This is a genomic window from Taibaiella soli (assembly GCF_003236175.1).
Classification (GTDB): Bacteria; Bacteroidota; Bacteroidia; order Chitinophagales; family Chitinophagaceae; genus QKTW01.
The window spans coordinates 151275-170105 of record NZ_QKTW01000018.1; the positions used below are offsets into that span (position 1 = coordinate 151275).

General features: G+C 41.7%; 18 protein-coding genes. 13 read left to right on the forward strand and 5 right to left on the reverse strand.

Annotation, left to right across the window (positions count from 1 at the left end; genetic code table 11):
- Nucleotides 1-151: 151 nt before the first annotated feature.
- Complete coding sequence (locus DN068_RS13645) at nucleotides 152-898, reverse strand: sugar transferase (protein ID WP_110999485.1); 747 nt, start codon at nucleotides 896-898, stop codon at nucleotides 152-154.
- A gap of 91 nt (nucleotides 899-989) precedes the next feature.
- Complete coding sequence (locus DN068_RS13650) at nucleotides 990-2249, reverse strand: O-antigen ligase family protein (protein ID WP_165836394.1); 1260 nt, start codon at nucleotides 2247-2249, stop codon at nucleotides 990-992.
- Nucleotides 2250-2397: 148 nt separating this feature from the next.
- On the opposite strand from DN068_RS13650, the gene DN068_RS13655 reads away from it, so the two are divergent.
- Genes DN068_RS13655 through DN068_RS13680 form a run of 6 tightly spaced genes read left to right on the forward strand, consistent with a single transcriptional unit; the run spans nucleotide 2398 to nucleotide 9220 of the window.
- Entirely contained in the window at nucleotides 2398-3825 is a 1428-nt protein-coding gene (locus DN068_RS13655; RefSeq protein ID WP_110999487.1) for an oligosaccharide flippase family protein, read from the forward strand.
- The gene (locus tag DN068_RS13660; RefSeq protein WP_110999488.1) at nucleotides 3825-5042 is read left to right on the forward strand and encodes a glycosyltransferase family 4 protein; all 1218 of its coding nucleotides are present in this window, start codon (nucleotides 3825-3827) and stop codon (nucleotides 5040-5042) included. The genes DN068_RS13655 and DN068_RS13660 overlap by 1 nt, the downstream gene beginning before the upstream one ends.
- A gap of 8 nt (nucleotides 5043-5050) precedes the next feature.
- Entirely contained in the window at nucleotides 5051-6535 is a 1485-nt protein-coding gene (locus tag DN068_RS13665; RefSeq protein WP_110999489.1) for a hypothetical protein, read from the forward strand.
- Nucleotides 6536-6537: 2 nt separating this feature from the next.
- Nucleotides 6538-7470, forward strand: coding sequence for a glycosyltransferase family 2 protein (locus DN068_RS13670; RefSeq protein WP_110999490.1), 933 nt, complete (start codon nucleotides 6538-6540; stop codon nucleotides 7468-7470).
- Nucleotides 7471-7487: 17 nt separating this feature from the next.
- A complete protein-coding gene (locus DN068_RS13675) occupies nucleotides 7488-8429 on the forward strand; it encodes a glycosyltransferase family 2 protein (RefSeq protein WP_110999491.1) in 942 nt (313 codons plus the stop codon).
- Nucleotides 8429-9220 carry a WecB/TagA/CpsF family glycosyltransferase gene (locus DN068_RS13680; RefSeq protein ID WP_110999492.1) on the forward strand — a complete coding sequence of 264 codons (792 nt, stop codon included), beginning with the start codon at nucleotides 8429-8431 and terminating at the stop codon, nucleotides 9218-9220. The genes DN068_RS13675 and DN068_RS13680 overlap by 1 nt, the downstream gene beginning before the upstream one ends.
- A gap of 84 nt (nucleotides 9221-9304) precedes the next feature.
- On the opposite strand, the gene DN068_RS13685 is transcribed toward DN068_RS13680, so the two are convergent.
- The 3 genes from DN068_RS13685 to DN068_RS13695 form a co-directional block, all read right to left on the reverse strand.
- Nucleotides 9305-9589: an FtsB family cell division protein gene (locus tag DN068_RS13685; protein ID WP_110999493.1), complete on the reverse strand. Its 285-nt coding sequence runs from the start codon at nucleotides 9587-9589 to the stop codon at nucleotides 9305-9307.
- 178 nt (nucleotides 9590-9767) lie between these two features.
- Nucleotides 9768-11057: a phosphopyruvate hydratase gene (gene eno / locus DN068_RS13690; protein ID WP_110999494.1), complete on the reverse strand. Its 1290-nt coding sequence runs from the start codon at nucleotides 11055-11057 to the stop codon at nucleotides 9768-9770.
- Between the two features lie 513 nt (nucleotides 11058-11570).
- On the reverse strand, nucleotides 11571-12254 hold the full coding sequence (locus DN068_RS13695; RefSeq protein ID WP_123985347.1) for a hypothetical protein: 684 nt from the start codon (nucleotides 12252-12254) through the stop codon (nucleotides 11571-11573).
- Nucleotides 12255-12590: 336 nt separating this feature from the next.
- Here DN068_RS13695 and DN068_RS13700 point away from each other — a divergent pair, with 336 nt between their 5' ends.
- The 7 genes from DN068_RS13700 (at nucleotide 12591) to DN068_RS13730 (ending at nucleotide 18829) form a co-directional block, all read left to right on the forward strand.
- Nucleotides 12591-13007, forward strand: coding sequence for a helix-turn-helix domain-containing protein (locus tag DN068_RS13700; RefSeq protein ID WP_110999496.1), 417 nt, complete (start codon nucleotides 12591-12593; stop codon nucleotides 13005-13007).
- Between the two features lie 523 nt (nucleotides 13008-13530).
- A complete protein-coding gene (locus DN068_RS13705) occupies nucleotides 13531-14361 on the forward strand; it encodes a DUF3658 domain-containing protein (protein ID WP_110999497.1) in 831 nt (276 codons plus the stop codon).
- Nucleotides 14358-14723: a hypothetical protein gene (locus tag DN068_RS13710; RefSeq protein WP_110999498.1), complete on the forward strand. Its 366-nt coding sequence runs from the start codon at nucleotides 14358-14360 to the stop codon at nucleotides 14721-14723. Before DN068_RS13705 ends, DN068_RS13710 begins: the two co-directional genes overlap by 4 nt.
- Nucleotides 14724-14775: 52 nt before the next feature.
- Nucleotides 14776-15420 carry a hypothetical protein gene (locus tag DN068_RS13715; RefSeq protein WP_110999499.1) on the forward strand — a complete coding sequence of 215 codons (645 nt, stop codon included), beginning with the start codon at nucleotides 14776-14778 and terminating at the stop codon, nucleotides 15418-15420.
- A 247-nt stretch (nucleotides 15421-15667) separates the two neighbouring features.
- Entirely contained in the window at nucleotides 15668-16951 is a 1284-nt protein-coding gene (locus DN068_RS13720) for a radical SAM protein (protein WP_243630249.1), read from the forward strand.
- A 301-nt stretch (nucleotides 16952-17252) separates the two neighbouring features.
- Nucleotides 17253-17864 (forward strand): FMN-binding negative transcriptional regulator, encoded by a 612-nt coding sequence (locus DN068_RS13725; protein WP_110999500.1) that lies wholly within the window; start codon nucleotides 17253-17255, stop codon nucleotides 17862-17864.
- Nucleotides 17865-17959: 95 nt separating this feature from the next.
- On the forward strand, nucleotides 17960-18829 hold the full coding sequence (locus DN068_RS13730; protein ID WP_110999501.1) for an energy transducer TonB: 870 nt from the start codon (nucleotides 17960-17962) through the stop codon (nucleotides 18827-18829).
- The last annotated feature ends 2 nt before the right edge of the window (nucleotides 18830-18831 follow it).

Genomic DNA, 18831 nt, shown 5'->3' on the forward strand with positions numbered 1-18831 from the left:
GAATTATGAGATGAATTGCCCCTGTTGAATAGCTGACGTTTCCGCTTGATGCAGCCAACAAGAAAAGCGGCGTTATCTTCAACTGAAGATAACGCCGCAAATAATATGAGTTGTCGGTGTCGAAGAATTAACCTTTTAACGGTTTAATCAACTAGTCCTTTTTCTTAAATACGGAAAATGCTTTCTGGAAAACCTGCAGTACCGTGATGATAAGGATTTTTATATCCATACCGATGCTGCGGTTTTTCAGGTAGTAAATATCCCATTGAATACGTTTACGCAATTCGCGATCGATTGTGATTTCGCCGAGATAACCTTTGATTTGTGCCATGCCAGTCATTCCCGGAACAGCCTCGTGACGGAGGTTGTAGTAAGGAATGGTTTGTGCGTAGTGACGCGTATGATACAACATGTGCGGACGCGGCCCTACAACGCTCATATCGCCGAGAAGTACGTTGAACAATTGCGGTGTTTCGTCAAGGTGCGTAAGACGGAGGAATTTACCAACCATAGTAATTCGTTTGTCATTCGCAGTTGCTTGTTTGGTATCCGCGTCATTGTTAATATACATGGTGCGGAATTTGAAACAATCAAACTCGATGCCTTGATGACCAGTACGTTTCTGGATAAAAAAAACTGGACCTCTGGAAGTTAGTTTGATGAGCAACGCGACAATAGGAACCAGCCATGACATAACCAAAAGGATGAAAATCATTGAAAGCGTGATATCCATGATTCTTTTGGCACGAAAATAAAAGGAAGGTTGTTGATATACCATGTAACGCTGGCTGATCTCCCGGAACATTTCTCGTATTTCGGCAGTATCAGAGTGGACCGGCACCAATTTGGTGTGTCGTTCCGTCGTGGATGGTATTTTAAATATGATAGGTTGTTCCATTACTTATATATAAAAACGGTCTAAAGGATGAAAACCCCTATTTATTCTCAATGATTTTTTGGTTTTCGGGTGCGAAGATGCGAAAAAAAAATCACATTGAATTAATACGAGCTAATTTGGAACGGTTTTTAACGGTTGGATAGTATAAGTTCCAAAAGATTTGTGAAAAAAATGTGAAGTAAATAATCCCTGCCTGGGTTTGTAATGCTGCTTCCTGCAGCATAAACAGAGCTGATACAATTTGAAAGAGTACAAAAACAGTTTTGTTTTCTATTTTTTTGAAACAAAAGAATGGAACAATGACAATTGCAAGGAAACAGAGTAGTCCGGGAATACCCAACATGAGTAGGGACTGGAGATACATGTTGTGGAGATTCATGTTGTATAGTGCGGTTTCCGGATGAGGCTTTTGGAAAGCCGAGAGACCGAGATCTTTCATTTTTTTGTTCTGGATATCATGTACACTTCCGTTTCCACATCCTGTTAACCAAAGATCTTTTTCTTTGATATTCTGTAATGCAACACGCCAAACAAACACTCTTATAGTAAGATTGTTGAATTCGAGTGTTTTGTCGGTATAATCGCTTTTGAAAAGTTGACTGAAATTATTTTTTTCAATGTCTTTGTATCGTTGATTTATAGGATTGCCTGTGAAAAATATACTTATGGCGATCGCTACTATCGTCACCACAGCAACTGCCATCTTAAAGAATGATATTTTTTTTACTTTGAAATAAACAGCATATCCTGCTGGTATTATGAGTACAAAAAATAACACGATTAAAAGCCTCGAGGAGAGCAGAATAAAAAAGACCATTTGCAACGCAAATAATAGCCAGCGCCAGATCGCATTTTTCCCTTTGAAAAATTTACTCCAGTTAAAAAAAAGTAGCATAAAAAGGGAAAGTATAGCGAACCAAGCAATGTAAACGGCATTAGTTTCTAGCCCCTTTACTAGTGTATGATAGAAAAAATAATTAACGTTATGTGTGTGACGGTACAAAAAGACGGCTTTTCCCATGCAATAAATTGCGGACGCTGTAATCCCTAATACATAGCTGAGGAATATTTTTTCCAGTTTTTCACCGTTGAGCTGATCACCGGCAACGATACACAACGGTAACAGCACAAAGCTCATTTTCGATTGCAGGTCGAATGCTGATTCCCCTTTATCTGTGCTGTAAGCATAACTTATAGCATGTAAAATGTAATATAAAATCCAAACTATAGCTCCAAAAGATATCAATCTTCTAAGCTTTTGAGGGAAATCACCGGAAACGATCCAAGCAAGAGCGACAAAAATAACTGATATGGAGCCATAGATGAATGGCATTGAAATAGCAAATGCCAATACGCATAAGGAAATTAAATAAAATTGGGGTCTCCAGCGAGTACGATGCATATTAGCAAATGTACAGATTTAGAGATAGGTGTGAAGGCTTTTAGCATGGTCTAAAACTGTTTTCTATTTATTTTCTTACCTTTGCGGTTTTTCGCCCATGGCCCTTCGCGTAAAAAATGGATTTTTTAGTAAAATATTCTCAGCAAGTGTGCAAGCACTTGCCGTGCAATTTTTGGGAGTATTATTCTTTTATATTACTTCATTTTACCTCTCTAAAAATGATTTTGGTATTATCAGTTGGTCAAATGCGACAGCTATTACCATTACTACGCTCGTAGGATTAGGGATGGAGCAAGTAATTATTCGGAGGGTAGCAGCATCTAGCACTTCGAATTGGGCTGCGGCTGCGTGTTTTCTTCATAATGCAACATTTTCCTTGGTAGCAGTTACCATTTTATTTCTTTTAAAGTTCATTTTGGGTGACGTTGATAAGTTGGTTTTCCTGCCGTATTTCTTTATCGTGCAGTCGCTGATATTTATAGCGACGCCTTTAAAGCAATTTTTGAATGCTAAAGAACAATTTACTCCATACGCCGTAATTGCATTAGTTAGTAATGTCGCCAAAGTGCTTTTGTGTCTGGCCTGGACATACTACCGTCCTTTTTCTATTTCGGCGGTGTTGCTTATAATGGCGTTTGCTGGCCTACTGGAGTTGGTTGCATTGTTTTTATACATTGCAGCGAAGGGAGGGTTTGTGTGGAAATTTAAATTCAGCGCTTACAAAAAATTGCTGAAGGAGTCCATGCCGCAGTATATCGCCGTGCTGTTTGATTCGAGCCTTTCGCGTGTGGATTGGATCCTGATGGGGATTCTGAGTACCAATACCGCCACTGCCAATTACAGTTTTTCGTATCGGGCTTTTGAAGTTTTGAAGCTGCCGATTGTTGTCATTGGAACTATTTTGTTACCCCGTTTTTCAAGATTGCTGCAAAAAAGTGACGATTTGAATCAATCACAGCATGATTTGATCAATCAGATTTTTTCTCTTGAAATTGCATTTGCGGTTCTGATAGTAATGGTTGCGGATATTGGTTGGTCGCCTTGGGTAGATCAGCTCACTGGGAATAAATATGGTGCCGTAAATGAGCTGACTTTCACATTGCTTTCTGCGTGTATTCCATTTCATTTTGTAATAAACCTTATGTGGGTGATTAGTTTTGCCAGTCGCAAGTATAAAAGTGTTGCCAAGTTAACGATGATTACGGCCGTGGTAAATTTGGTCGCTAACCTGGTGTTTATTCCGTTGTTTAAAGAACATGGTGCGGCAATTGCATTTCTTGGTTCAAGTATTTTGCAAATGGTGCTTTACTTCTATACCCTGAAGCAGAATAAAATCCTAATTGATCTGAAGCCTTCCCTGCTTTTTTTGCTGCTTGCAGTAATTTTAGTGACGGTCGTAAAATATTCCGGAATACCAATTGCGATGCAATTGCTGATAGCGGTTGGTGGGTTTTGTGTTTTTGCGTTAACCCGGAAGGAAACTCGTTTGAGTAAAATAAAAAATACACTTATAAGCTTGAAGTAATGAACATACTGCTTTTATGTGATGAATATCCCCCCGGAAAGCACGGCGGGATTGGGACAGCGGTTCAGACCTTAGCGCGGGAATTGGTGGCTGCAGGGCATATAGTTGTTGTTGCAGGGTTTTATGATTACTCGTACGGTGGACAATGCCATTTTTTAGATAAAGGAGTACAAGTCTATCGTTTTAAAAGAAAATTGAAAATCCCGTTCAAAAAAGTTGAGATAGTTGGTAAAGCAATAAATAAGCTGTACATGATTTCCGGAATATGGGACCTGGAGATAAAGAATAGTTTATTGAAATATCATGTTTTTTTAGAAGGCCTGATTAAACAGTATGAGATCGATCTTGTAGAACGGCCGGATTTTAATGATTATATAAGATTTTGCCGGAAGAAAAGAGTACTGGAAAAACTTTCTGTGCCAGTAGTCGTGAAGTTGCATGGATCAATGACGTATTTCGCCGAAGAAGCTGGTAAGGAAATTAAGCCCTATATCAAGGAAACCGAGTACTGGTATTTAAAGGAGGCAGAAGCGATTTCGAGTGTAAGTAGCTATACCGCGATGAAAACAGCAGAATATTTTAGGTTGGATCGGCCAATTGAGATTTTATACAATGGAATCGAGCCTCAGGAGGAAACCGTATATGATAAAGAATCCGGGACGGTAGTATTTACAGGAGCTTTATCTGAAAAGAAAGGAATTTTTCAATTATTGAAAGCCTGGAACATTGTAGTGAAGAAAATGCCTGACGTCCGTCTGTCTGTTTTGGGGAAAGGCGATATTCAAAAGGCAGCTTCTTTTCTGGATGGAAAAGCAATGGAAACGGTAACGTTTATGGGACATGTAACCCGTGATGAATTATTTATGAAGATGAAGCAAACAGAAGTTGCTGTTTTCCCGTCTTATGCTGAGTGTTTCGCATTAGCCCCGATGGAGGCGATGGTAAATATGGCAGCCGTAATTTATACGACAAGAGCTTCAGGCCCTGAATTGATAACTAATGGTGAAAACGGGTTATTAATAGATCCTGACGATGTACAAGGCATCGCTGACGCGATAATTCGTCTATTGGAGGATGGATCGGAACGAAAAAAAATTGCTATAAATGGCAAACGCCGGATAGAAGAAGCATTTCTTATTCAAAACATTGCTCAAAAAAATCTCGACTTCTACCGAAAAGTAATCCAGAAAAAAAACAGGAATAATTATTTTAATTAAAATTAGATATGCTAGAAAACCCACAAATTCAGACAAGCCCATCGACATTTAAAAATAGACTTCAGCAGATTGACTGGGTGTTATTGTTGTTTTTACTGATTCTTTCGCAAGACGGACTAATTCCTAAAATAGCAGCAGTTGCCTTTTTGTACATATTTCGGTTTGATTTGAAATTCGGGTTGAAAAATGGTCGGCTTCCATTATTCTACCTTTTGCTGCCGGCTATCGAAATATTGAAATATTTCCTCTTGGGGAAATCGTACCTAGGAAACTGGAGTACATTGTTTGCAAGTTCGATGTATTGGATTTTGAGCTTTCTGGTTATCCATCAGATGCGATTGAGCGTTGAAAAGAAAGGAGTGGAGAAAGTACAGAACGCTCTGGGAATTTTTACGATAGTTAATTTTTTGGTGTGTGTGGTACAATTCATTTTGGTAATGAAAGCAACCCATGCATTTAACCCATATAAAGCAAATGTCGTTGCTCCCGATATTAAATTTCCGAATATCATGCACCCCTATGGGCAATCTTCGGGAGATCTTATCAGGGGACTTTTTAGTGATAATCACTACAATGCAATTATTGCTCAGTTTCTTTTTCTTTTCCTCCTTTTCAGGAGAAAATACCTTCTTTCATTTCTCAATCTGCTGGTAATATGTGCTGTATGCTATAATCTTGTTACGTTGCTCCTGTTTATGATATTAGGGCTGTCCATTTTTTTGCTGAAAGGACGTAAAGTAAAGTTTGTTATATGTGCATTTATAGTTTATATAATCAGTTTTTACGCGTTTGTAACGCCCGAAAATATAGAATATCTGAATCAAAGGATTAGTAAATCTATTTATTCACTAAAGGAAAATGGGGCAGAAATTCATGTAGACAAAACTATCGAAACTGAAAAAGCCCCTGTCGTTCAAAATGATTCCGTGGCTAACCCAGCACCTAAGTTGGACGCTTTAACGGTTGGCGCAGAGAAATCGATATATACCTTTGATAAAGTTTCCGGAAAAAAAATCTCATATGAACAAACCCGGAACTTTCTAAAAAATAATCACCTTTATACCCTAGCGGGTAGTGGCGCTGGTACGTTTTCTTCCAAACTGGCTGCCAACTTATCTGGCATTTACGGCCCTACTATTTTAAATAAGAAGTTACCCAAGCCGGATTATGACGTCTATTATAAAAATCATGGAGCAATTATTACGAGTCTGGAGAGTCTCCCGATTGGTTATCACTCTGTAAATAATTTTCCAAATAGTGTTTATAACCAGCTTTTAAGTGAATACGGCCTGGTTGGTTTGGTTGTATTCCTGGTTTTTTACCTCTGGTTTTTTATCCGGAAGTACAAGAAGCTCAGTTTTTCGCTGTTTCTGTTACCGCTATTACTGATTTATTTTAATTACGCCTATTTGTTTGAAACATTAGATGTCGTCGTATTTTTTGAATTATTGTTCTTTTGCGATTTGTATAAAGAGAAGTTAGAAGTTGAATAAGTATGTCTTTAGTATCTGTCATTATTCCCGCATACAATGCTGCGCCATTTCTGCAAACCACCATACATTCTGTAATGGCGCAGACGTATACAGCTTGGGAATGTATTGTTGTAGATGATGGTTCTACCGATGATACCGCTAAGATTGCTGTGGAATTTGTGAATTCCGATTCCAGAATTAAATACTTTCATAAAGAAAACGGCGGATTGTCTTCCGCACGCAATTTTGGGTTAGAAAAAAGTACTGGTGTATACGTCCAGTTTCTTGATGCGGACGATATATTATTCCCGGAGAAATTGGAAAAAATGGTAATGGCTTATGCCATTCTGGACAAAAAGGACGTCTTGTTTTGCGATTACATATACGGACTCGCAGATGATCCTTATCAAAAATGTGAAACGGAGCATAAATTGTTTCGCGATTATGGGAAGGAAGGTCTCGGTTTTGATTTTAAAAAGATTTATAAGTATTGGGACGTAAAAATTACAATACCTGTTCATTGTTTCCTGTTTCCTGCGGACGCAATAAAAGGGCATCGATTTGATGAGTCATTAAAATCAAAGGAAGATTGGGATTTTCATCTGGGTATTTTGCGGTCTCTACACAACTATCGCCCGATTAATTTTATCGGATGCTCTTATCGGAGTTCGGATAATAGTATGAGCAGAAATCAGACAACAATGATCTTGTCTTCCATCTATGTGTTACATAAACGGAAGTATAATTATTGGACTTATACTTACAGACTCGCCTATTATTTTTGTCAGAAAATTCTGTTGCAGTTAAAGGGCGAACAGATAGATGGTCAAAGAATACGTTCGGTATTTAAAGCCCTACATGGAAGATATGCGGGGTTGCAAATGTTCTGTTGCTTTTTACTGTTGCCTTTTGCGTTTACTCAGAAGGCGCTTAATTTTATTAGAATTCGTTCATAAATTTTATCTCGGAGATTTTGGATTTAGTAGCTACTATTATTTTAAACTGGAATGGAGGAACCGATACGATAGACTGTTTAAAAACAGTAATCGATATGGAGAGTTGTGCGCATATAATAGTATGGGATAATTGCTCTACGGATAATTCTGTTGCTGAAATTAAGCAATGGTTATCGGAACGTAGTGTCTCATGGAGGGAAATTCAGGAAGAAGAAATTGTGCAGCTGCGGCATTCTGAAGGAAAGGTTTCGTTAATTGTTGCAAAAGATAATTACGGATTTGCAAAGGGAAATAATCTCGTCCTGAACCAGATAGTTACAGCTAAATTGTACGACTATGTATGGTTATTAAACAATGATGCAACGGCAACTCCAGATAGTCTTAATGAGATGATCAGGAAGATGAAAGAGGACAAAAAAAACGCATTTGTTGGTTCTGTGACGCTGGATGGAAATAATAAAGATTTAGTGCAATGTTGTGGGGTTCGGTATTTTAAATATTGGGGGGTTTCCAAGCTTCAATATAAAAATTGCCGTTGGAGTGAAATTGATAGGAATGAAGTAGCAGAAAACAAAACGGATTATCAGAATGGCGCCAGTTTATTAATCAAGATAAGTGCATTAAGAGAAATCGGGTTAATGGATGAACGTTTTTTTCTTTATTCGGAAGAGCAGGACTGGCAATACACAGCTGCTGAGTTTGGTTATAAAAATGTACTTGCCATTGATAGTGTGATATTTCATAAAGGGAGCGTGAGCACAGAAGGTAAAAAACATTTATTCTATTATTATTACAGCCGCTCGGCTATACTGTTTTCCCGCAAACATTATTCGGCGTTAGTTTCATCGATTGCTACTATCTTGTTGACAGGCATAAGTATTGTTCGTACGAGAATGAATATTAAAAGCCTGAAATGGGCAATAAAAGGGATAAGCGAAGGCTGGTCAAAAAGTAAATAATGAACTTTAATAAGGTAACGCTTTTCGGCTTTGAATTTATTACAGCAAATGATGTTGGTGAAATCACCGATGCGCTGATGCAAGCCGCTGCTGCGCATTTCGATGGTGACGTAAATTTCCTGATTACACTCAATGCATTTCTTGTCGTAAACTTTCTGGACAAAAAAAATAAAACGCTGCTGGAAAAATACAAGCAGTCGGCTTATGTACTACCTGATGGAATGCCCATCATCTGGTTGGGAAAGATGCGTTATAAAGTAGAGTGGAATCGCCTTACAGGTAGTGATCTTTTTCCTGGATTATGGAAGGAGGTAAAGGAGAAAAAGTATCACGCAACTTTTGTGCTGCCTAACAACCTGCTGGCGGAATCATTCAATAAAGAATATAACCTTTGTAGCAGCTTCGTTCCTAAATTCTTTAATCCCGATGAAAAGGAATATATCCAGTCATTTGCGGAAGAAGTAGCCGATAAAATCATTGCAAGCAAATCACGTTTTTTGTTTTTGGGTCTGACTTTTCCTAAGCAGGAAATGCTGGGCGCAAAGATTGCTGAGTTACTGAAGGAGAAAAATTACAATGAGGGTATATTGATTCTCTGTCTGGGTGCGTCCTTCGAGTTTTATTTCGATCTCAAAAAACGTGCTCCGTTGTTCTTCCAAAAAACTGGTCTTGAATGGCTATATCGGTTTGCACTTGAGCCGAAGCGGTTATGGAAACGATATACGGTTGACAATATCAGATTTATAAATCTCTCGATAAAAGAGCTCACTCGAAAAAGACAAATTAATTGATTTACAAATCAAAGTTTGGGTATCCAAACAAAAACGGCTGAAAGAAAATCTTTCAGCCGTTTTTTATATCGTCAAAGTCCGAAACTACTTTTTCTCGATCACGTATAAGTCTTCATTGTCGCGCTTCATGCGGTAGTGTTCTCTGGCATATTTCTCCAATCTTTTAGGATCAGAAATCAGCGCGTTATAATCCTTTTCCATGCCCGCAATTTCAGCATTCAGATACCCGATGTTATCCTTAGTATCCTGCAGCTCTTCCATGCGTTCTTTCTGAGAAAAGAAATCATTCTGGTCGAAGAACATCATCCAAACAACGAAGATCGCCGTCGTGACCAAAAACTTATTGCTTAAAATACGAAGCAGCTTCATCTTTTTCTAATTGACAGTTGACAATTGACAATGGACAGTGAGGCCTCCTCTAACTCATCCAAAGGAGGAGCATTCCAAACGCGAGCATCCACAAATTACAAAATTGACGTTTCACGTTTGACGTTTGACTTGTCACCCTGAGCGAAGTCGAAGGGCACAACTCACCATTCACCATTGATTATTTACCGAATTTAAGCGCTTTTCCCGGATAATAAGCATTCGCACCCAGTTCCTCTTCAATACGGAGCAGTTGGTTGTACTTAGCCATACGGTCAGAGCGGCTCGCAGAACCAGTTTTAATCTGTCCGCAGTTCAGCGCTACAGCCAGGTCAGCAATTGTGTAATCTTCCGTTTCGCCAGAGCGGTGGCTCATGATCGTGTTGTAACGGTTGAATTGTGCCATTGTTACTGCATCAATCGTTTCGCTCAGCGTACCAATCTGATTTACTTTTACCAGCAGACCGTTAGCAACGTTTTCTGTAAGGCCTTTTTGCAGACGTTTTACATTCGTTACAAACAGATCGTCACCTACCAGCTGTACTTTGCTGCCCAGTGCTTCAGTGAGGAGTTTCCAACCTTTCCAGTCATCTTCATCCATACCGTCTTCAATGCTCACGATCGGATATTTTTTACACCATTTTACCCAGTATTCCACCATTTCTTCGCTGCTCAGTTTAGCACCGCCAGATTTGTGGAAATGATATTTTTTGCTTTTAGAATCGTACAGTTCAGAGATCGCTGCATCCATTGCAATAGAGACTTGCTCGCCCGGTTTGAAACCAGCTTTCTCAATTGATTTCAGGACGATTTCAATTGCCTCTTCATTGCTTTGGATATCCGGCGCAAAACCACCTTCATCACCAACGTTTGTAGAATAACCTTTATCCTTCAGTACTTTTTTCAGTTCGTGGAAAATTTCAACGCCCCAACGCAGACCTTCACTGAAAGTAGATGCGCCTACAGGCATTACCATAAATTCCTGGAAGTCGATTTTGTTATCAGCGTGCGCACCACCGTTCAGAATGTTCATCATCGGAACAGGCAATGTTTTCGCGTTAGCGCCGCCAACGTAGCGGTACAGTGACAAGCCAGTAGCTTGCGCAGCAGCTTTAGAAGCCGCCAGACTCACCGCCAGCATTGCGTTAGCACCCAGTTTCGCTTTATTTTCAGTACCGTCCATTTCAATCATCATAGAGTCGATACCGCGTTGGTCCGTAACGTCCCAGCCGTACAGCTCTTCAGCAATTGTTTCATTTACGTTTTCTACCGCTTTCAAAACACCTTTGCCCAGGTATTTCTTCTTGTCACCGTCACGCAGTTCTACAGCTTCGTGCTTACCGGTAGATGCTCCTGATGGTACAGCAGCACGGCCCATGTGGCCTTCACTGGTATGAACGTCAACTTCTACAGTAGGATTGCCGCGTGAATCAAGTACCTGACGGGCAACGATATTTGTGATAAAACTCATAAAATGTTTTTTCTGATTTGGATGCAAAAATAGTTAGTATAGGTTAAAAAGTTAGGTTAATAGGTTAATAAGTTGAAAGGCTGCCAGGTAAAAGGGGAATTGGTTAAAAAGTTAATTGGTTAAATCAGTCATTATATTTCTTTTTGGCTGCCAGCGCTCGTCCTCCGGTTAAACGGAGTTGCGACGCTCCGTTCATCGGTGGTGCTGCTATCGGGCTTTCCCGCATATTGTGGAGACGTTGCATGCAATGTATCTACCAGATCATAAGGGAACATCACAGCATCGGGCCGTGCAACAAAACCCGAAATCAGATCGCCACGTCGTACCTCCTCGCGATGACCCGCGGAGAAAACACAACCACACGGTCATCCCAATTAATGACTAAATCGGTTTATTGCAAACTTTCTTCGGTTGCGAGCATTGCGGCTATTTAGCTTTCCCGCATATTGTGGAGACGTGCAAAACACGTCGAGGTTGCACGGCAACGTCTCTTCAGATAAAAAGGGTCAGGCATTACATAATCCGCCACAAATCTCTTCGCCAGTTCTTTGGTTCAAGGAGCAGAGAAATGCTCATCAAATACTTGCAGGCCTGTTTAAAACTGCCTTCCCTTGGTACGTGCACACCCACATGGTAGTAATGAAGACTATCTGGTTTGCAGCAGCAGCCCGTCATTGACATCGTTTCCAGAATTAGTGAATTCCCGTCAAGGATACCATCATCACAGTCTGGGGACTGCATACAACGGTAATAGCTTCCCTCAAGCAGGTCGTGGAATGTATTCCATTGTTTGGTAGTCAGTTCCTGAACGCTGCTATCGATTACAGAACCGTAACGAGTTTTACGCGTTTTGCCATGTACGATTATTGAAATGTCGGTCTTGCATCCAGCGCATTCGTCTTGTATCCATCTGCTGGTGAGCATCCATTTCCCATTGATATCTTCCAAGCGGAAAGTGAAATCGGGATGAAATACTAAATCGACCCAGTAGCGGTATACTTCGTGTTTGAACGTATCTATATGTGGCTCACGAACTGATCGTATAAAAGCTGATTGAATAGAATCAGCATAATGCCACAACGCTTTTTCATTCGCAATACTGTCCTCTCTTTTGCTATGCGAAACAGTTTTAGGTTGCTTATGCTTGCAAGAACAAAACACACAAAGTAGAATACACAACAGGGAAAGGTATTTCATATGAGACGTTTTCTGGTTGTATTAAGCTAATAAACGACAAAACCAGAGAACATCAAAACGCGAAATCAGATCGCCACGTTGTACCTCGCGATGACTCGCGGAGAGAACACAACCACACCGTCCCGATGAAAGAGGGATCCCGCGAAATGCGTACCTACATTTCGCGGGACGTCTCCTTTGTCGACGTGACATGGAAAAAAACACCCCACCGTCATCCCGATGACGAGGTACGAGGAAGTGGGGATCTGATTTCGCGCCGGGAAACACTCATAAATCATCAATCCTAACTCATCACTAAACAGCTATATTTGCTATAATCAATAATACGCTGACGCTATGGCAAGTAATCACAAAGCACATCACGGTAAGAATCTGCGCAAGTTTCGCGAATGGAAAGGCTGGAAACAGGAAGCATTAGCTTTTGAGATGGGCGACGATTGGAGTCAGAAAAAGATTTCCTTGCTAGAGCATAAAGAGACAATTGAAGATGCCATTTTGGAACAACTATCTTCTGTTCTGAAAATACCGGTGGAAGCGTTCGACGTACTGAATGAAGAACCTGGCGTCAATTTTATCAATAGTACATTTAACGAATCCCCGGTAAACCTAAGTTCTGGTGACCAAAACAATACTTTTAATCCTTTAGAAAAATGGCTTGCTGCTTTGGATGAAAACAAGCAACTCTACGAACGCCTGCTTCAAGCGGAGCGCGAAAAAGTAGAAATGCTGCAGCAACTGCTTAAGAATAAATAAACTTCAGTTAATAAACTGTTTCTCAATGGCCTGACTATAACAAGTCAGGCTTTTTTGTGGATAACCACTACCTATCGATTTGATAGGTCCACCTATGGTAAAGTGTAGGTCCACCAATGGTAAAGTGTAGGTCCACCAATGGTAAAGTGTAGGTCCACCTATGGTAATGGGTAGGTGAACCTATAGTAAAGTGTAGGTCCACCTATGGTAAAGTGTAGGTCCACCTATGGTAAAGTGTAGGTCCGCCTATGGTAAAGTGTAGGTCCACCTATGGTAAAGTGTAGGTCCACCTATGGTAAAGTGTAGGTTCACCTATAATAAGGTATAGGTCCTCCGCGAAACCTGTTCCCCACGTCCTCGTTCCTCGGCCTCGGGACGGCTCATATTTTGTGTTCTGCGCGAGTGGTTTGCGGCGCCGCCGTTCCGTTGTAAGAAATAATCTTCTGCGCTTTCGCGTAAACCCACTCACGCAAAGAATTCACCATTGACCATTCACCATTGCCGATTTTCTTAAATTCGCCTTATGATCTACCATTTCGTTGTAGGCGATGAAGCCGCAAAGCCACTGCAGGAAGCAATTGAAGCCGAACCATCTATGGCCGGCGAAGTGGTGGTGCTGCGAGATGTGCTGAGCGTAGGCCCGTTGCAAAAAGCCGAAGGGCAAACATTCAGCGAACTGCGTAGCGCGTTTTGGCAGGATGTAACCGGCAATGACAAAGTGAAGATTGTAGTAGACGATATGGAGCGCTTGTTAGAGATCTCCAAAGCTATGTATGAAAATGAAGACGTGAAAGCCTGGTTCTGGATGGCGCCGATTCCGGCCGATGTCTGCGCTTATCATTGGCTGCTGCATTATATGTCGAAACACATAGGGCGTTTTTATCTCATCAACATCGCAGGGTTGCCTTTCCTCGACGAAACCGGAAAAGTATTTTACCCGAAAAGCTTCAGCTATATACTTCCGAAAGAAATTATCAAAGCACGCAAACTCGCCCGACCGGTCACACCATCAGAGGTAGAAGTAGACGGTGAAGAATGGCGTAAGCTGGTGCAGGAAGATACAGGGATTCGCACTGCGGAAGGCGGTAAAAAGTTGACATCGCGCTCGGAAGATTTTTATGATAAAATTCTGACGGGTTTTTGCACGCAGCAATTCCAGAAAGCGTCCAAAGTGATCAACGCTGCCATTGCCAAACATGGCGTGCCTACCGGAGATACCTACCTCGGCTGGCGCCTCCGCAAAATGGCCGAAGCCGGACAAATAAAATTACAAGGCGATACATCCAAAGCACTTAAAGATTTTGACGTAAAACTATTTTCGGCAGTTGTTACAGAAAATAACACATCATCATGACCTTCAAACCACTCCAAACTACCGGCCACGACGAACGCGGCTTTACCGCAGAATATTACCATCCGCGGCTGGGCCAGCATCTGATCATTTTCCGCAAAGCGGGTACCGTGAGCGGTCGTCATTATCACAAAGGGTTGTCCATCAATAAAAATCCTGAAATACTCATCCTGCTTTCCGGCCACTGCATTGCTAATTGGCGCGAAGCCAACGGAACGGTAAAACATACCAAAGTGGTCATTGGTCCAACTATGATGGAAATTCCGGCATTCGAATGGCATGAAATCATTGCCGAAACCGATTGTACTTTCCTGGAATTAAATTCTTTAGCAGAACACGCGGCCGATACATATCGAACAGACTAATATTAACGTTTTTATCCGCCAGCAAAGCCATAATAAACGTAACTTTGCCGCCATGAATTTTGAATTGCCATTGGTGGAGGAAAAAATTAAACCACACCAGGTCACTGCATTACATTTGATAATAGGGTTTACGCTGTGTGGTATTGGTGGAGTCTGTTTTTTGCTGGGCGCCTATTTACAGTTCTGGAGTAAAACCATTTTTCATTCGGCAGCCATTCCCGGTGGATTTTATCTGCTGGCGGGCTTGTTTATCCTCGGGGTTGCGTTCTACCGTAACCGTTGGTTACAGCAACCTGCTGTAAATTTCAAATTCCGTATTCTGGAACTTGCTTTGGTGCTGGCGCCGGCTTTGTATGTAGCTAATCTGAAATGGTGGATGCCTGCAGGTGTTTTAGGTGTTATTGTGCTGGCAGTTTGTTTCGGCATTTATTGGGAACGCCAGAAAAACGTAACACTCACTGTAGAAGTGGCAAAAGAAGGAATTAAACTGCCGGTCATTGCCCGCAAAAGAAATATTCACTGGCAGGATGTAGAAAAAGTGCTGCTGCGTTATGGCACACTCACCATCGACTGTGTAGACAACAGTCTTTATCAGTGGAACATCAGCGCCAATAATGTCAACAAGGAACAGTTTGAGCTTTTCTGCCTGGAACAAATAGAAGAAGGAAAAACGAAGCGCGATAAGAATGATTGGTAGGCTTCGCGTTAACAGGTTAATACGTTAATCGGTTAACACGGTTTAATAGACAGTTGCTCGTGTCATGCTGAGCGAAGTCGAAGCATACTAAGGTGTCACATTGCGCAGATTGCTTCGTTCCTCGCAATGACGCGACGGGGGAAACTCACAACTCACTTTCGAAATTGACGTTTGACCAACATCGACTATTCACTATCGACCATTCACCATTCACATTTTTAATTTTGACTTTTTAATTTTTTATACAGTGTCTCCATACGTTTTATATTCAGACGGTCAGGGTAATATTTTTGAGGATACAAGCCTTTATGTGGTGGGCCGCACCGGATGGGATGCCATGCCGATACCAGAAGAAGATTGGATTGAATTGCCGGAAGGTGGTTCGCTCTATGAATTGCCCGACAGACGCGGCATTGGTATCGACGTGAAAACAGGCGAGATGCGTCTTTGTGAAAAAGGATGGGCTGTAGCTGCATTCATTCCGCCGGCGCACACAGGTTTTTATGTTGCGGCTTTCGAAGCTATTCCTGATGCACAAACGCTGCCATTGTTTTGTTACACAGCAGTAGGTTGGTATGATGATAAATTTTTCGTTCCAGCTACGCGTATTGAGCGCGATATCCGCCAGGAATGCAAAGGTTATGATGACAACAAAGTACAGCTTGGCGTGAAAGATATGCTGGAAGCGTATCCCCACAATCGTCTGGTAAAGCATATCGCAGAAAATTGTGCGCTGACTTATCAGTGCCCGGCAGCAAGAAACTATTTTATGGGTCGCTGGGAATGTCCGATTCCTTCATCTCCGGCTTGTAATGCCAATTGTATCGGTTGTATTTCCTTCCAGCCGGAAACAGAAGAAATTTTCTCTTCGCAAGATCGTCTGACGTTTAAACCAACGGCAGCTGAGATTGTAGAATATACCGTTCCACATCTGGAAACAGCGCCTTATCCGATCGTGAGCTTTGGTCAGGGGTGTGAAGGTGAGCCTTTGCTGATGTGGGAAACCATTCGCGAATCGATCATCGAAATCCGTAAGCATACTAAAAAGGGTAGTATCAATATCAACACCAACGGTAGTAAGCCAGATGCGGTAGCGAAATTGGTAGAAGTTGGCCTGGACAGTATTCGCGTGAGTCTGAACTCAGTTCGTAAAGATATTTATACCAAATACTACCAACCGAATAACTATAAGTTTGAAGACATCATCGAAAGCTTGCGTATCGTACGCCAGAACGGTGGCTGGGCTTCAATCAATTATTTTGTGTTCCCTGGTATGACCGATAGTGTGGAAGAATACGAAGCACTCCGCGAAGTGATCAAATATACCGATCTCAGCATGATTCAATGGCGTAATTTCAACATTGATCCGGATTGGTATCTTGGTAAAATCGGCGTGATGGATACCGGCGAAAGCCTTGGTATGCGCCAACTGATGGATTTAATTCACGAAGAATTCCCTAACGTAAAATTCGGCTATTATAATCCGCCGGCAGAGCGTATGGTGAATTACGATGAGGATTTCGCACACTAGGGGCCTCCTCTAACTCCTCCAAAGGAGGAGGACGCTTAACGCGAGTACTAGTATTTTAGTGAGTTAAAAATTGTAGGTAATAAGTTGTTTTGAAAAATGGGTGCAAGGAATTGCAGGCCAATCTCAAATCAGAAATTTTCAATCTCAAATAAATAAGTTGTTTTGAAAAATGGGTGCAAGGAATTTGCAGGCCAATCTCAAATCAGAAATTTTCAATCTCAAATAAATAAGTTGTTTTGAAAAAATGGATGCAAGGAATTGGCAGGCCAATCTCAAATCAAAAATCTTCAATCTCAAATAAATGTACATCCCTGCATCATTCGGCTGGAAAGACCAGGACGCAATTCTTGATTTTATACGGCATAATAACTTTGCCGTGTTGGTAACGAATGGTGCAGACGGACGTCCGCGGGCTACACATCTGCCCTTCAGCATTGAATTGTCTGAAAATAAAATGAAACTCACCGCGCATCTGGCCAAAGCCAATCCGCAGTGGAAAGAATTTGAAGGGCAGGAAGTGCTGGTGATATTCAGCGGTCCGCATGCCTATATTTCTCCGTCCAATTACGAAAAGCAGCAAAACGTTCCCACCTGGAATTATATAGCCGTACATGTTTACGGTGCCATCGATATCGTAACCGACGAAGCCCGCGGTTTTGAAATACTGGAAACCATGATGCGCGAAAGCGAACCAGCATTTTTGAAACAGTGGGCCACACTTTCCGAAGCTTACAAAAACGATCTGTATAGCGGGATTGTGCCTTTTGAGGTCACCATTACCAATCTGCAGGCCGTACATAAGCTCAGCCAGAACAAAACAGAACGCGAGCAACAAAATATTATCGATGATCTTTCCGTTCAGGAAGATACCGCCGCGCAGGAAATAGCTGCTGCGATGAAAAAAATACATTAATTTACTGTTTCGCCTGATTTAACAATTGCTATAGCTTCGTTCTTTCAGGGTACGGAAGAGAAGAATTAAATTTGAGGACAACGAATTTTCGCAGCATGTTCGCACAAACATCTGACAATAATACAGCCGTAAATACAAAAGCCGCAGCCTGGACTGTAGGCGTGCATGTGGTATTGCTTTTACTGTTCATTCTCGTGAAATACAGCAGTCCTGTAACCGCAGCGACGCCTGTAGAAATGGGTATGGAAGTAAATCTGGGTACCGATGCTGACGGTAGTGGTACCGATCAGCCGATGGCAATAGGTGACCCTGCACCGGATCGTTCGGAAAGAACACATCAGGCGGCAGCGCAGGAGGCCAATGAAGAGAAAGACATGATGAAGACCGATGAAGCGGATGCTCCGGCGATCAAACCAGTGCAACCGAACACGGTAAAAAATCATAACACGCCAACAAATAGTGCAGCTACACCAAACCGTAGCCATACCCAACAGCCTACACAAACTGCAACCAATAACCATCTACAACCGCAACGTCCGCGTTATGTATATAATGGTGCAACAGGTACAGGTGGCAATGGCGCTTCGGAAGATCATCCGGGCACCAGTGAGGGCAATACAACCGGCAATGGTGACAGAGGCGTGCCGGGCGGAACACCAGGTGCTGCGAACTATGTAGGAAGTCCTGGTCCTGGTAACGGTGGTATTAATACACAAGGATTCGGCAGCAGAGGAATTTCACCTTCCGTTTTTCAGGCAGAATTTCATGAAGGCGGTAAAGTAGTGGCGCGTGTTACTGTAGACCGTGATGGAAATATTACGAACATTATCATTAAGAGTTCTCCTAACAATGAACTCACACGTATTGCGAAACAAAAGCTGAGCCAGGCAAAATTTAGCAAGAGTACCGGTTCGGAGCCTGAGCAGATCGGCACTGTGACCATTGTTTTCAAAGCCCGCTCCTGATT